Genomic DNA, 13,478 nt, shown 5'->3' with positions numbered 1-13,478 from the left:
CCCCTGTCGCCGGCGCCCGGAGGTCGATATCTTCACCTCATTCTCTCTCGCGACCCGACTCGGAGACTCGAAATGAAGTTCATGCAGAACCTGGGCAGATCGCTCATGCTGCCCATCGCCGTCATGCCCGTCGCAGCGATCCTGATGGGCGTCGGGAGCTGGATCTCGCGCACGGCCGGCGACAACATCGTCTCGGTGTTCCTCACGGCCGCGGGCGACGCGATCATCGGCAATCTCGCGATCCTCTTCGCGGTCGGCGTCTCGATCGGCATGGCGAAGAAGTCGGACGGAACGTCGGCCCTTGCGGGCCTCGTCTCGTGGCTCGTCGTCACGCTTCTGCTCGCTCCCGAGACCGTCGGGGACTTCCTCGGCATGGAGGCCGCGGATGTCGATCCCGCCTTCGAGAACATCCAGAACGCGTTCACGGGAATCCTGTGTGGCCTCGTCGGCGCGTTCGCGTACAACCGTTTCAAGGATGTCCAGCTGCCCGACTGGCTCGCCTTCTTCTCGGGCAAGCGCGCGGTCGCCATCGTCGCTGCAGGCGTCTCGCTCGTCATCGGGCTCGCGCTTCTGTTCCTCTGGCCGTTCGTCTATCAGGGCCTCGTCGGATTCGGCGAGTGGATCCTCGGACTGGGCCCCGTCGGCGCGGGTATCTACGGCTTCTTCAACCGGATCCTCATCCCGACCGGCCTCCATCACGCCCTCAACTCGGTCTTCTGGTTCGACGTCGCGGGAATCGACGATCTGCCGAACTTCCTGAGCGGCGAGGGGACCTACGGCGTGACGGGTCAGTACATGACCGGGTTCTTCCCGATCATGATGTTCGGCCTGCCGGGCGCCGCGCTCGCCATGTACGTCACGGCGAAGTCCACGCAGAAGAAGGTCGCCGCGGGCATCCTGTTCTCGGCGGCCATCTCGTCGTTCTTCGTCGGCATCACCGAGCCGCTCGAGTTCTCGTTCATGTTCCTCGCCCCTGTCCTGTACGTGATCCACGCGCTGTTCACGGGGATCTCGATGTTCCTCACGGCGCTCCTCCCCGTGCGCATGGGCTTCGGTTTCTCGGCCGGCGCGCTCGATCTGGGCCTGGGGTGGTCGAACCCTATGGCGCAGAACCCGTGGATCATCCTGCTGATGGGCGTCGGCTGGTTCATCATCTACTTCCTCGTCTTCGCCTTCGTGATCCGGAAGTGGCAGCTCAAGACGATCGGGAGGCAGGACGAGGATGCGCTTCCCGATTCGGAGGACACCGCGTCCGGCGGCGACGCACGATTCGCCGCGACCGCGGCGCGGTTCCTCGACGCGCTCGGCGGATCCGCGAACATCACGAGCCTCGACAACTGTGCGACCCGCCTGCGCATGGAGCTCGCCGACGTCTCGGCGGTCGACGAGGCCGCTCTCAAGCGCGCCGGAGCCGCGGGCACCATGAAACCCGGCGGCACGGCGGTGCAGGTGGTCTACGGACTCAATGTGCAGTTCGTCAAGGACGCCATGGAGGGCATCATGGCCGGACGCATCGACGCGCCCGCGCCCGACGCCCCCGCCGCGACGCCCGCCACTGACACGATCCGCACTGAGACGGCGCGCCAGGTGTTGACGCTCCGGCAGCCGATCGAGGGAACCGTGAAGCCGCTCTCGGAGGTGCCGGACCCGACCTTCGCCGAGCAGATCATGGGCCCGGGGCTCGCGATCGAGCCGACGGGAGACACGGTCGTCGCACCCGCTCCGGGCCGCGTCGGGCACGTTTTCGACACGGGGCATGCCGTCGCCATCGTGACCGATGAGGGCACCGAGATCCTCATCCACGTCGGGCTCGAGACGGTCGGCATGGGCGGCGATGGGTTCGAGACACTCGTATCGACCGGCGACACGATCGACGAGGGCACGCCGCTTCTGCGCGTCGACCTCGAGAAGATCCGCGCCGCGGGTCTCCCGACGATCACGCCGGTCGTCGTCCTGAACGACGAGCACGCGATCGTGGAGTTCCTCTGAGCACCGCGTACGCGCAGCTGCGCGACCTCCTCCGTCGGGCGGGTCCGGATCCGATCTGGGACCTGCCCGAGGTCGACGCGTTCGACGTCGACCGTGCCCGCCCCGCCGCCGTGCTCATCCTGTTCGGCGTGCTCGATCGCCTCCCCGCCGAGCATCGCGCACGGAATGCGGCCGTCTCGGCTGATCTCGACGTCCTGCTTCTGACGCGCGCCCAGACGCTCCGATCGCACGCCGGTCAGGTCGCCTTCCCCGGGGGACGCGTGGATCCGGGCGACGACAGCGTGGAGAGCGCTGCCCTTCGCGAGGCGTGGGAGGAAACGGGTCTCGATCCCTCCGGCGTCGAAGTCCTGGGACGCCTCGGTGAACAGCCGCTGCCGTTCTCGAACCACGTCGTCACGCCTGTTGTCGGATGGTGGCACCAGCCGACCCCCGTGCGCCCCGTCGACGCGGCCGAGTCGTCCGCGGTGTTCCGCGCGCCTGTCGCCGATCTTCTCGACCCCGCGAACCGCGTGACGTGGACGATCCGCCAGGGTGCCGAGACGCGGCGCGGCCCGGGCTGGATTCTCGAGGTCGACGGCGCGGAGCGCTTCATCTGGGGCTTCACGGCCGGTCTCCTCGACCGTCTGCTCGCTCGTCTCGGCTGGGAGGAGCCGTGGGATCAGACGCGCGAGGTGCCGCTGGGCTGACAGAATGGCCCGGTGACCGATTCCCCTGCCCTCGGCCTCCTCCTCGATGTCGACGGACCTCTCTCGAGCACCCAGACCCGCACGCTGCGCGTGCCGACTCTCGCGCCCGATCTCGTCGCGATCGCGCAGGCCGGATGCCCCGTCGTATTCAACACGGGTCGATCGACCGACTTCCTTCGCGACCGCGTGATCCCGCCCCTCGTCGCCGCCGGCCTGCGAGCGGAGGACCCGGTGTGGGGCGTCGGCGAGAAGGGCGGCACGTGGTTCGCTCTTGACTCAACCGGCGGCGAGGCGACCGTCGGCGAGGTGCAGCGCGATGACGCGGTCGCCCCTCCCGCTGCCCTTGTCGCGGCCGGCCGCGAAGTCGCCGAGCGATTCCGAGACGTCGTCTTCTTCGATGAGACGAAGCGCACGATGATCTCCCTCGAACAGCACGTCGAGGTGCCGAACGAGACATTCGTCGCCCGCCGCACCGAGCTCGTCGCAGCCATCGAAGAGCAGATCGATCGTCTCGACGTCGGCGACGCCATCACGATCTATCCGACCGTGATCTCGGTCGATGTCGAGCACGTCTCAAGCGGCAAGGCGCTCGGCGCCCGGCGCGCCCTCGATCTGATCTCCGCACAGATGACCCCGCCCCGGCGATGGTTCACGGCCGGAGATTCCGGCCAGGACTACGACATGTCGGCGCAGCTCCACGAGTCCGGCTACGACACGACCCACCTCGATGTGCGTCCCTTCGGCGACGTTCCTGAAGTGCCGTTCCGGGTCATCCGCGAGCGGCCGCGCTTCGACGAGGGAGTCGCCGAAGACGACATCACGGCTCGGCACATCGCACGGCTTCGCAGCGAGCTCGCCTGCTGACGGTTCTCCCGCCGGGCCTCAGGGCGTGAGGCGCCGCACCCCGCGCAGCACCGCGCGCACCGGCACGCCGATCGCGAAGACGGCGCGCCCGGCGAGAGAGCGGTCGCGGTTGCCGAGGGCGATGCGGCGCTCCCACGCCGCGCGTGCCCGCCCGCCGATCGCGCGGGGCGCCGGACGCGGATCCAGCTCACCGCCACGGCGCCGCGCGACCAACTCATCAAGGACTTCTTCCCAGGTGTCATCGACCGGGTCGTGGAAGTAGTTGTCGCGCAACCACGCCGGATCGGGCCGCCGGAACCGACGTGCGACGACGTCGTCCTCCCCCGCGAGCAGCCCGCTGCCTTCGAACACGATGTTGATGAGCGAGGGATCCACGCCGAAGGCATCGAGCGCGATGACCGGCACGCCCTGCGCGGCCGCCTCGATCGCCGCCGTCGAGCTCACCGTGACGAGACCCTCAGCCCGTTCGAGGGCGCGTGACATCGGCTCGTACGACGTCACGAGATTCGGCGGCACGTCCGGCATCTCGGCAAGCAGATCCGGATACGCGTCATCTTCGCGATGCGTCTGCTGCTCTCCCGGTCTGCCCCGCAGCTTCAGCACCACCCGGCGCGAGGGGTCGGCCCGCGCCGCGCGCACGAGGATCCGCGCCATCCGCACACGGTCGTCGCGTTCGCGCGGCACGATGGCCTGGGCCGCGAACACGAGATCCGTGCCCGACCCATCGGGGCGTGCACCGTCCGCGCGGCTGGAGCTGAGGATGACGGCGGAGGCCGCGCTTGAGGCGATCGATGTCTCGGAGAACATGCTCGACGATGCGGTGCTCTCCCCCGAGAGTTTCACCGCGCGTGCGAAGGGGAGGGTCGCGAGGGCGAATCGCTGTGTGATCCCCCGCAGCGCCGCCAGCTCGCGAAAGTCCCGGATCTCGCGATGCGAATGGAGAAGGAACACATCGCACTCGCGACGGAAATGCAGGGCGAGCCACGTCGCGGGGATCGAGATACCCGGCAGCCCCGTCGCGATGACGGGCCGGGGATCGAGCCCCGCCGCGACCCGGGCGACCACGCGCCCGACGGGCCCTCGGGCCGCCGCCAGAACGACGTCGGCTCCGCGGAGCTCCCCTGCGAGTTCGTCGAAAGTGCACCGCGCGACCCGATTGGTCGCCAGCCCGGTCCCCGCGAGAGCGGCCTCCAGCTGCGCGTCACTGACGACAAGCTGCGTGTCCAGGACGATGAGCCGCCCCTCCGCGCGCGCTCCCCCGAGCAGTGCGGCCGCCCACTTCACGTACGAGTCGGTCTCGGTGACCGCCACGATCCGCAGCGGCCGCCCGAGGGGCCGCGTCACGCGCCGACGCGCCGCAGCTTCGCCTTCGGCGCTTCCTCCCCCGGGAAGACGCGCTTGACACCGTCGCCACGAGCCGACTCGATGATCCGGATGTCGCGAACGAGCGTCGCGAGCCCGCCGGGCTCGAGGGAAGCCGCATGATCGGATCCCCACATCGTGCGGTCGAGGGTGATGTGGCGCTCGACTGCGACGGCGCCGACGGCGACCGCGGCGAGAGAGATCTGCAGGCCGCGCTCGTGGCCCGAGTACCCGATCGGCACTCCGGGGAAGCGATCCCGCAGAACCGGGATCATGCGCAGATTCGCCTCCTCCGGCTCCATCGGATAGGTCGACGTCGCATGCATCACGACGAGGCCGTCCGTTCCGAGCACCTGGACCGCTCGGTCGATCTCCGCCATGGTCGACATGCCCGTCGACAGGATGATCGGCTTCCCCGTGTCCCGCAGGGCCTCGAGCAGCTCGATGTCGGTGACACTCGCCGACGCGACCTTGTGGCACACGGCGCCCAGATCCTCGAGGAACTCGACGCTCGGCACGTCCCAGGGCGACGCGAACCACTCGAGCCCGCGCATCACGGCGTGGTCACCGATCTCGATGTACTCGTCGCGGCCGAACTCGACGCGGTGGCGATATTCGAGGTACGTCATCGTTCCCCACGGCGTGTCACGAGGCGTATCGCGCATGTGCTCGGGAGTGCAGATCTCGGGCGTGCGCTTCTGGAACTTCACGGCGTCGGCGCCGGCATCGGCCGCCACGTCGATGAGCTGCTTCGCGAGCTCGACCGACCCATTGTGGTTGAGGCCGATCTCCGCGATGACGAAGGCCGGTGCGCCTCCCCCGACCTGACGCGATCCGATGGTGACGCTCATGCGCTCATCCCTTCTCGTGGTGATTGCGCCGCCCGCGCGGCGAGCACGCGCTCGGCCACCTCGCGGACAGCTCCGTGCCCGCCCGGACGGGCGAGCACGATGCGGGCGCTCGCCGTGGCGAGCGGATGGGCCCCGGGGACGACGATCGGCCAGCCGACCGCATCCAGGGCGCCCAGGTCGTTGACGTCGTTTCCGACGTAGGCGATCCGCGACAGCGGGATCCCGGCGCGGGCAGCCCATTCCTCGAGCGCCGCACGCTTATCGCCCGATGCCTGGATCACGTCGACACGCAGCTTCGACGCGCGTGCGGACACGACGGGATTCGTCTCGGTCGAGAGGATGAGCACAGGGATCCCCGCCTCGCGCAGCAGGCGCACGCCCATGCCGTCGGCGCGGCTCACGCGCACGCTCTCCGCGCCGTCCTCGCTCAGCGACGCCGTGTCATCCGTCTGGACGCCATCGAAATCGGTGACGACGGCGTCCACGTCGATCGCGACGACCTCGCCTGTCACCGGGCGATCTCCCGTGTCTCCCCCGCCTCGCGTACGAGGCTCTGCGTTCCCGCGAGCACGCGGCGCAGCGTCACGGCCGCGCTGGACGGCTGCGTCGCGATCTCCAGCGGACGCGCACGACCCGCGAGCACGAGCTCGATCGGGAGGCCGGTACGCACGATGCGAACACCGGCCACGCGGGAGACTTCGAGGAGCATCTCCTCGCTCTCTCGTCGATGCGGCAGGTAGCAGGCTGGCCCGCGGCGCCCCTCCTGGCCCACCCAGGCGAGATATTCCTCCGCGGACATATGCCCGTCGACGACGCGCGCACTGCCGAGGATCACGCGATCGCACGGCAGCGCTTCGCCGATGCGCGCACTCGGACGGGTGCCGCGCAGCCAGGGGAATGCATGCTTCTCGATGCCGACGCCCAGATCGGCGAGTCGGCGTTCGCGCTCCTCGCCCAGCGGAAACGCAGTGAACATGTCCACGGCACCCGCCGCGGCACGCAGCCGCACCGCGTCAAGGGCGAGAGGCGCGACCCGGCGTGTGACCCCCCGTTCCGCCACGCCGGGCCGCGAGTATGAGCGGGCGCCGGTCAGCGCGTCGGCGAACGCGACCGCGCCCAGGCCATCGTCGAGGAACGTCAGACGTCGCGGGCGCAGCAGCGCGACCGCGAGGCGGAACTGTCCCGAGAATCCGTCGCCGACGAGCCAGTGCTCGTGGCTGCGGAGCATGCGCCACGGGATCCCATAGAAGCCCGCCTGCTCGCCGAACATCGCTCCGCGAGAGGTGAGTTCCGCGGCGGTTGTCTCCACCTGCACCGCAAGGCGACCCGCGAGGTCGACGCGCCGGCCGTGGGCGTGCGCCCACTCCGCGGCGCCGATCATCTGCAGAGGCGACTCGACCCAGGCAACCGGGGCAACGGCCTTTGGCATGCGTCCTCCGGAGGATGTGCGGTGAAGGCTCTGACGAGCCCGTCGGCACAGTGTCCGCAAGGAGGGTGAACCGCGCCGCCCTTCTCGGTGACGCGGGGGTGAATCGATCGTGAATCATGGGGTGCTCGAACGAACGGAAAGACGCCAGGCGATCCGCATTGTTCGCATGCGCGCCCGAGTGGCAGACTCGCGCGTATGAAGATCGTCATCGCCGGCGGATCCGGTTCCCTCGGTCGCGCTCTGGCGACCGATCTCGTGCGTCGCGATCATGAGGTCGTCGTCCTCACCCGGACACCCGGGCGCTCAGGCGGTCCGCCGCCCGGCGCCGTCGAGATCGGATGGGACCCGCGCGATGTCCCCTCGTGGGCCCATGCGCTCGAGTCAGACGGCGAGATCGCGGTCGTCAATCTGGCGGGGAAGCCGGTCGACTGCCGTCCAACGGAGGAGAACATCCGCGCCCTCCGCACGTCTCGTGTGGAGGCGACCGAGGCGCTCGTCGAGGCTTCCCGGCGCGTTTCTCGCCCGGTCGATCGCTGGTTGCAGGCGTCGACGACGGCGATCTACGGCGACGCCGGCGAGCAGCAGATCACGGAGGACACACCGGATCCCGTCGACGGGCTCCCCCAGATGACCGGCATCGTGCGCCCCTGGGAGGCCGCCGCCCGGGACGCGCACGCGGCGCACCGCGTGACGATCCGCACCTCGATCGTTCTCGACGCGCACACCCCGGCGCTCGATCGGCTGCTCCTGCCTGCGCGGCTGGGGTTCGGCGGGCCCATCGGCGCCGGTACGCAGTGGTTCAGTTGGATCCACATCGACGACTGGCTGCGAATCGCGCGCGCCGGTCTCGGTCTGTCTCCGCGCATGGATCTGCCGGACGCGCCCGTCATCGCCGCGTCACCCCACCCCGTGCGAAACGACGAGCTCATGCGATGCCTGCGCGAGGCCGTCGGCCAGCCCCTCGCCCTCCCGACGCCGGAGATCATCCTGCGTCTCGCGGCCGTGGCCCTGCGAACGGATCCCCTTCTGGCACTCACGGGGCGTCACACGACCTCGACCGTGCTCGAGGACCGCGGCTTCGAGTTCCGGTTCCCCCGTCTGGCGGACGCGCTCGCCGATCTCGTGCGGCGCTGAGGCCGCGAGCGCACGGGGGATCGCGTCTCATGTCACGGCGCGCGCAGGTACGCGCACACGGTGCTCCCCCGCGTAGACGTTCATGTGGGTTCCGCGGAGGAAGCCCACGACCGTCAACCCCGTCTCGGCGGCGAGTTCGACAGCGAGCGACGACGGCGCCGACACAGCGGCGATCATCGGGATCCCCGCCATGACGGCCTTCTGGGCAAGCTCGAAGGCGACGCGTCCCGACACCATGAGCACGTGTCCCGACAGCGGGATCCGGCCGTTCATCGCGGCCCAGCCGACGACCTTGTCGACCGCGTTGTGGCGCCCGACATCCTCCCGCACAACGAGCAGCTCGCCCGTCGTCCCGTCGAAGAGGGCCGCCGCGTGCAGTCCGCCGGTCTTGTCGAACGCGGCCTGCTGCGCGCGGAGCGCGTCGGGGAACGTCGCGAGCATCTCGGCATCGATCACAAGCGGATCGGCGTCGACAGTGTGCGCCGACTCGGTGCGCACGGCGTCGATCGACGCCTTCCCGCAGACACCGCACGAACTCGTCATGTAGACGTTCCGCGCCATCTCGGGCGTCGGCGGAGCCACGCCCGGGGCGAGGGTCAGATCGAGAACGTTATAGGTGTTCTCCTCGCCACCCGTGCCGGGCCCGCCGCAGTGGATCGCCGCGGCCACGCCGGATCCGTCCCGGACGACGCCCTCCGAGAGGAGGAACCCGGTCGCGAGCTCGACATCGTGGCCCGGAGTGCGCATCGTGACCGACAGCGGATCGCCGCCGACGCGGATCTCGAGCGGCTCCTCGACCGCGAGTGCGTCCGGGCGGCGCCGGGGCTCCGCACCGAGCACGATGCGCGTGACGGGTCGGCGCGCGGTGATGCGCCCCATCTCAGACCCGCTTCTCGAACCGCACGACGATGGACTTCGACGTCGGCGTCCCGCTCACGTCGGCGAACGACTCGAGAGGGACGAGCACGTTCGTCTCGGGGTAGTACGCGGCGGCGTTGCGGCGCGGGGTGTCGTACGCGACCAGGCGGAAGCCCTCGGCGCGGCGCTCCTCGATACCGTCCGGCCCCGCCCACTCCGACACGATGTCGATGATCTCGCCGTCGACGCACTCCTGGGCCCGAATATCGTCAGGGTGGACGAGCACCACGCGTCGGCCGTCATGAATGCCGCGGTACCGGTCGTCCTTGCCGTAGATCGTGGTGTTGTACTGATCGTGCGAGCGCAGCGTCTGCAGCAGGAGGCGCCCCTCGGGAATCCGCGGGAACTCGAGCTCATTTGCCGTGAACATGGCTCGGCCGGTCGCCGTCGTGAATCGACGGGCGTCGCGGGGTGCGTTCGGCAGATAGAAGGTGCGTCCCTTCTGGATCCGCTCCTCGTAGCGCTCGAAGCCGGGAACGACGCGCGAGATGTGGTCGCGGATCGCGCGATAGTCGTTCTCGAGCTCCGTCCAGTCGGCCCGCGGCGCGTCGTCGCGTCCCGCGAACACTCGCTCGCACAGCCGCGTGAGGATCGCGACCTCGCTGAGCATGTCCTCCGACGGCGGCGCGAGGCGCCCGCGGGACCCGTGCACGGCACCCATGGAGTCCTCGACCGTGACGCGCTGCTCACCGCCACCGCGTCGATCCCTGTCGGTGCGCCCGAGCGTCGGGAGGATGATCGCGCGCCGCCCCGTGACGACGTGCGAGCGGTTGAGCTTCGTCGAGACGTGCACCGTCAGGTCGGTCTTCGCCATCCCCCGTTCGACGACGGCGGTGTCGGGCGTCGCCGAGACGAAGTTGCCTCCGACCGCGAGGAACACGCGGACGTGGCCCGCATCCATCGCGCGGATCGCCTGCACCGTATCGAAACCGTGCTCGCGCGGCGCGCGGAAGGCGAACTCCTCGTCGAGCGCGGCGAGGAAGTCCTCCGGGGGCTTCTCGTAGATGCCCATCGTGCGGTCGCCCTGCACGTTCGAGTGGCCGCGCACCGGGCAGACGCCAGCGCCGGGACGCCCGATGCTGCCCTGCAGCAGGAGCACGTTCACGACGTCCCGCAGCGTCGCCACGGAATGCTTGTGCTGCGTGAGCCCCATCGCCCAGCACACGATCGTCTTGCCCGACGAGCGCACCTGCTCGGCGATCGCCCGCATGCGCTCCTCGGTGAGCCCTGTGGCCGACTCGAGGTCGGGCCACGTCACGCCCTCGACCTCGCTCGCATACGCGTCGAAGCCGGAAGTGTGGGCGTTGATGAAGTCGGTGTCGAGCACGCCGCCGTGGTCACGGTGCGCTTCGATGAGGTGCTTTCCGATCGCCTGGAAGAGCGCCTGGTCGCCTCCGAGGCGGATCTGCACGAAGTCATCGGCGAGCGCCGTCCCGCCGAGGATCACGCCGCGCGGCGTCTGCGGGTTGTTGAAGTGCAGCAGACCCGCCTCGGGCAGCGGGTTGACCGCGATGATCTTTGCGCCGCGCTGCTTCGCCTTCTCGAGCGCCGAGAGCATGCGCGGGTGATTCGTGCCCGGATTCTGGCCCGCGACGATCAGCAGCTCGGCATCGTGGATGTCGGTGATCGACACCGTGCCCTTGCCGATTCCCAAGGTTGCGCCGAGCGCGGATCCGCTCGACTCGTGGCACATGTTCGAGCAGTCGGGGAGGTTGTTCGTCCCGTAGCCGCGCACGAGCAGCTGATAGACGAAGGCGGCCTCGTTCGACGTGCGCCCGGACGTGTAGAAGACGGCCTCGTCGGGGTCGTCGAGTGCGCGCAGCTCGTCGGCGATGATGTCGAGCGCATCGTCCCACGACACGGGGCGATAGTGGCTGGCCCCCTCGTCGAGGATCATCGGATGCGTGAGGCGACCCTGCTGCCCGAGCCACCAGTCGTCGTGGGAGCGCAGTTCGTCGATCGAGTGCTCGGCGAAGAACTCCGGTCCGACGCGGCGCACCGTCGCCTCCTCCGCAACGGCCTTCGCGCCGTTCTCGCAGAACTCGGCGACGTGCCGGCGGTCTTCCTCCGGCCAGGCGCATCCCGGACAGTCGAATCCGTCCTTCTGATTCACCTGCAGCAGCGTCTGGGCGCTGCGTGCGAGGCCCATCTGATCGACGGCGATCTTCAGGGAGTTCAGGACGGCCGGCACACCGACAGCCTGCGTCTTCGGTTCTCCGACGGTCAGCTTCGACTCGTCGATGTCGTGCTCAGGAGGCCTCGTCACCATGTCTCCCATGGTAAGCGCCCGGGGCGAACGTGAGGGTCTGTCGAAGGCTGTTCCTGCCCCATCGCCCCACCGCGCGCAATACGGTGGATCCATGAACGTGATCGCGGCGATCCGCGCGCAGCGCAGGTCGCCCCTGCTGCAGATCATCAAGTCTGCGGTCGCGGCGGGCGGCGCATGGCTGATCTCGCTGCTCCTCATCCCCGATGGCCCCGCTCCCGTCTTCGCGGCGATCGCGGCGCTCCTCGTCGTGCAGCCGAGTCTCAATCAGTCTCTGGAGAAGGCCGTCGAACGTTCGACGGGCGTCCTCGTCGGCGTCGTGATCGCCTCGATTCTCGGCCTCGTGCTCGGTCCCTCCTCGTGGGTCGTGGTCGCGGCGATCGCGCTCTCGCTGCTGATCGCGTGGGCACTCAAGATGACGCCCGGAACCACGAATCAGGTCGGCATCAGCGCGCTGCTCGTGCTCGCTCTCGGCGCGGCGACACCCGGATACGCCGTCACCCGCGTGGGCGAGACGATCATCGGCGCGATCATCGGCTTCGTCGTGAATCTCGCCCTGGTCCCGCCCGTCGCCGTCGCGCCCGCGCATCGCGCGCTCGATGCCCTCGGCGACGAACTGGCCGCGGCCATGGAGCGGCTCGCACAGGCGCTCGAGTCGCCGCAGTCGCCCTCCGAACGTGCCGAGCTTCTCGTCACCGCCCGCCTGCTGCGTCCCATGCGCGAGGCGGCGGAGAAGGCGATCGACGATGCGAGCAACTCGCTGTCGCTGAACCCGCGCGGGCGCCGGCACCGGCGAGAGCTCCGGGAGGTCCGCGACCTCGTCGACCGCGTGGGCCCGGTCGTCACGCAGATCATCGGCATGACCCGCGCCTTCTACGATCGCTACGACGACGCGCTCTCCGGCGAGCCCGCCGTGATCGGGATCGCCGAGCAGCTGCGCCGCGCGGCCCACGACGTGAAGCTGGCCATCCGCCGAGCGGGCGCCCTCGGCGACGCTCCGGTCACGACGACGATGCCCGCCCTCACGCGCCCCTACAGCGTCGCGACCCCATCGGGCGATCACTGGATCCTCATCGGATCGCTCCTCGAGGATCTGCACCGCATCCACGGCGAGCTGACCGACGAACCGCGGCCCGCATCGGGCGCGAGCGGGGAATAGTGCGCGGCGCCCCGCGTTTGAACCGGGGACGCCCCAAGAGATGGAGACCCCACATGACGACCGAATCCGCTGCCGACACCCTCACGATCGAGGTCTGGAGCGATGTGCTCTGCCCCTGGTGCTACATCGGCGACGAGCGCCTGGAGAAGGCGATGGAGGCCTCTGAGCACGGCGACCGGATCGACGTACGGATCCGCGCCTTCCAGCTCGACCCTGACGCGCCGGAGGAGCCTCGGTCGACGGTCGCCTATCTCGCGGAGAAGTACGGAAAGTCCCTCGACGAGGCGCGCGGCATGGAAGAGCAGGTGCAGGCGCTCGCCCGCGAGGAGGGGCTCGCGTACGAGGTCGATCACGCGGTGCGGAACACCCTCGACCACCTGCGGGTCGTCAAGCTCGCCGAGTCCCACGGAGCCGGATGGCGCGTGATGAAGGCCATGCAGCGTGAGCTCTTCGGCGGCACCCCGGACGCGTTCTCGCACGAGACCGCCGTGCGGATCGCGACCGAGGCCGGTGTGCCCGAGGACGAGGTGCGCGACGTGCTCGCTTCCGACCGCTACGCCGACGAGGTGCGCTCCGACCAGGCCGAGGCGCAGGCGCTCGGTGCCCGGGGAGTACCGTTCACGGTGCTCGATCGGCGCCTCGGGATTCCCGGCGCTGTCCCGACCGAGACATACGGACAGGCCATCTCACAGGCCTGGGAGCAGCGCAATGCGTGATCCGCTCCCCCAGCCCCTCGCGTTCGTCACCACTCCCGGGGTCGTCTGCGACGCCGAGTCGGGTGTGTGCGAGGTTCCCGCGGCATCGGAGGAAGAGAGCTGAG

The 13,478-nt window shown here is 69.6% G+C and carries 12 protein-coding genes; 6 read left to right on the top strand and 6 right to left on the bottom strand.

Annotation, left to right across the window (positions count from 1 at the left end):
* Positions 1-72 precede the first annotated feature (72 nt).
* The 3 genes from nagE to C0012_RS08585 are packed head-to-tail and all read left to right on the top strand — an operon-like array spanning position 73 to position 3,539.
* Entirely contained in the window at positions 73-1,989 is a 1,917-nt protein-coding gene (gene nagE / locus C0012_RS08595; RefSeq protein ID WP_110589023.1) for an N-acetylglucosamine-specific PTS transporter subunit IIBC, read from the top strand.
* Positions 1,990-2,042: 53 nt separating this feature from the next.
* Complete coding sequence (locus C0012_RS08590) at positions 2,043-2,675, top strand: NUDIX hydrolase (RefSeq protein WP_232527865.1); 633 nt, start codon at positions 2,043-2,045, stop codon at positions 2,673-2,675.
* A gap of 12 nt (positions 2,676-2,687) precedes the next feature.
* Positions 2,688-3,539, top strand: a complete 852-nt coding sequence (locus tag C0012_RS08585) for a hypothetical protein (protein WP_110589025.1) — start codon at positions 2,688-2,690, stop codon at positions 3,537-3,539.
* A gap of 18 nt (positions 3,540-3,557) precedes the next feature.
* Here C0012_RS08585 and C0012_RS08580 read toward each other — a convergent pair whose 3' ends face one another.
* Genes C0012_RS08580 through C0012_RS08565 form a run of 4 tightly spaced genes read right to left on the bottom strand, consistent with a single transcriptional unit; the run spans position 3,558 to position 7,181 of the window.
* Positions 3,558-4,883, bottom strand: a complete 1,326-nt coding sequence (locus C0012_RS08580) for a DUF6716 putative glycosyltransferase (protein WP_110589026.1) — start codon at positions 4,881-4,883, stop codon at positions 3,558-3,560.
* A complete protein-coding gene (locus C0012_RS08575) occupies positions 4,880-5,752 on the bottom strand; it encodes an N-acetylneuraminate synthase family protein (protein WP_110589027.1) in 873 nt (290 codons plus the stop codon). Before C0012_RS08575 ends, C0012_RS08580 begins: the two co-directional genes overlap by 4 nt.
* Complete coding sequence (locus C0012_RS08570; protein ID WP_110589028.1) at positions 5,749-6,264, bottom strand: KdsC family phosphatase; 516 nt, start codon at positions 6,262-6,264, stop codon at positions 5,749-5,751. Before C0012_RS08570 ends, C0012_RS08575 begins: the two co-directional genes overlap by 4 nt.
* Positions 6,261-7,181 (bottom strand): hypothetical protein, encoded by a 921-nt coding sequence (locus C0012_RS08565; protein ID WP_110589029.1) that lies wholly within the window; start codon positions 7,179-7,181, stop codon positions 6,261-6,263. The genes C0012_RS08570 and C0012_RS08565 overlap by 4 nt, the downstream gene beginning before the upstream one ends.
* 195 nt (positions 7,182-7,376) lie before the next feature.
* On the opposite strand from C0012_RS08565, the gene C0012_RS08560 reads away from it, so the two are divergent.
* Entirely contained in the window at positions 7,377-8,315 is a 939-nt protein-coding gene (locus C0012_RS08560; RefSeq protein WP_110589030.1) for an epimerase, read from the top strand.
* A 27-nt stretch (positions 8,316-8,342) separates the two neighbouring features.
* Here the strand turns inward: C0012_RS08560 and fdhD are convergent, their stop codons facing one another.
* Together fdhD and C0012_RS08550 are read right to left on the bottom strand one after the other, a co-directional pair.
* A complete protein-coding gene (gene fdhD, locus C0012_RS08555) occupies positions 8,343-9,194 on the bottom strand; it encodes a formate dehydrogenase accessory sulfurtransferase FdhD (protein ID WP_110589031.1) in 852 nt (283 codons plus the stop codon).
* A gap of 1 nt (position 9,195) precedes the next feature.
* The gene (locus tag C0012_RS08550; protein WP_110589032.1) at positions 9,196-11,502 is read right to left on the bottom strand and encodes an FdhF/YdeP family oxidoreductase; all 2,307 of its coding nucleotides are present in this window, start codon (positions 11,500-11,502) and stop codon (positions 9,196-9,198) included.
* Between the two features lie 91 nt (positions 11,503-11,593).
* On the opposite strand from C0012_RS08550, the gene C0012_RS08545 reads away from it, so the two are divergent.
* On the top strand, positions 11,594-12,658 hold the full coding sequence (locus C0012_RS08545; RefSeq protein ID WP_110589033.1) for an FUSC family protein: 1,065 nt from the start codon (positions 11,594-11,596) through the stop codon (positions 12,656-12,658).
* A 53-nt stretch (positions 12,659-12,711) separates the two neighbouring features.
* The gene (locus C0012_RS08540) at positions 12,712-13,374 is read left to right on the top strand and encodes a DsbA family oxidoreductase (RefSeq protein ID WP_110589034.1); all 663 of its coding nucleotides are present in this window, start codon (positions 12,712-12,714) and stop codon (positions 13,372-13,374) included.
* The last annotated feature ends 104 nt before the right edge of the window (positions 13,375-13,478 follow it).

It is taken from the genome of Microbacterium suaedae (genome assembly GCF_003254645.1).
Classification (GTDB): Bacteria; Actinomycetota; Actinomycetes; order Actinomycetales; family Microbacteriaceae; genus Microbacterium; species Microbacterium suaedae.
The sequence above is the reverse complement of the archived record's forward strand: the minus strand, read 5'-3'. Positions and strand labels throughout refer to the sequence as shown.

What these genes read in the sequence shown, in the direction of transcription:
- C0012_RS08540 (WP_110589034.1), top strand. Translation starts at nt 12,712, where the DNA reads ATGACGACCGAATCCGCTGCCGACACCCTCACGATCGAGGTCTGGAGC.
- C0012_RS08560 (WP_110589030.1), top strand. Translation starts at nt 7,377, where the DNA reads ATGAAGATCGTCATCGCCGGCGGATCCGGTTCCCTCGGTCGCGCTCTG.
- C0012_RS08550 (WP_110589032.1), bottom strand. Translation starts at nt 11,502, where the DNA reads ATGGTGACGAGGCCTCCTGAGCACGACATCGACGAGTCGAAGCTGACC.
- nagE (WP_110589023.1), top strand. Translation starts at nt 73, where the DNA reads ATGAAGTTCATGCAGAACCTGGGCAGATCGCTCATGCTGCCCATCGCC.
- C0012_RS08565 (WP_110589029.1), bottom strand. Translation starts at nt 7,181, where the DNA reads ATGCCAAAGGCCGTTGCCCCGGTTGCCTGGGTCGAGTCGCCTCTGCAG.
- fdhD (WP_110589031.1), bottom strand. Translation starts at nt 9,194, where the DNA reads ATGGGGCGCATCACCGCGCGCCGACCCGTCACGCGCATCGTGCTCGGT.
- C0012_RS08545 (WP_110589033.1), top strand. Translation starts at nt 11,594, where the DNA reads ATGAACGTGATCGCGGCGATCCGCGCGCAGCGCAGGTCGCCCCTGCTG.
- C0012_RS08575 (WP_110589027.1), bottom strand. Translation starts at nt 5,752, where the DNA reads ATGAGCGTCACCATCGGATCGCGTCAGGTCGGGGGAGGCGCACCGGCC.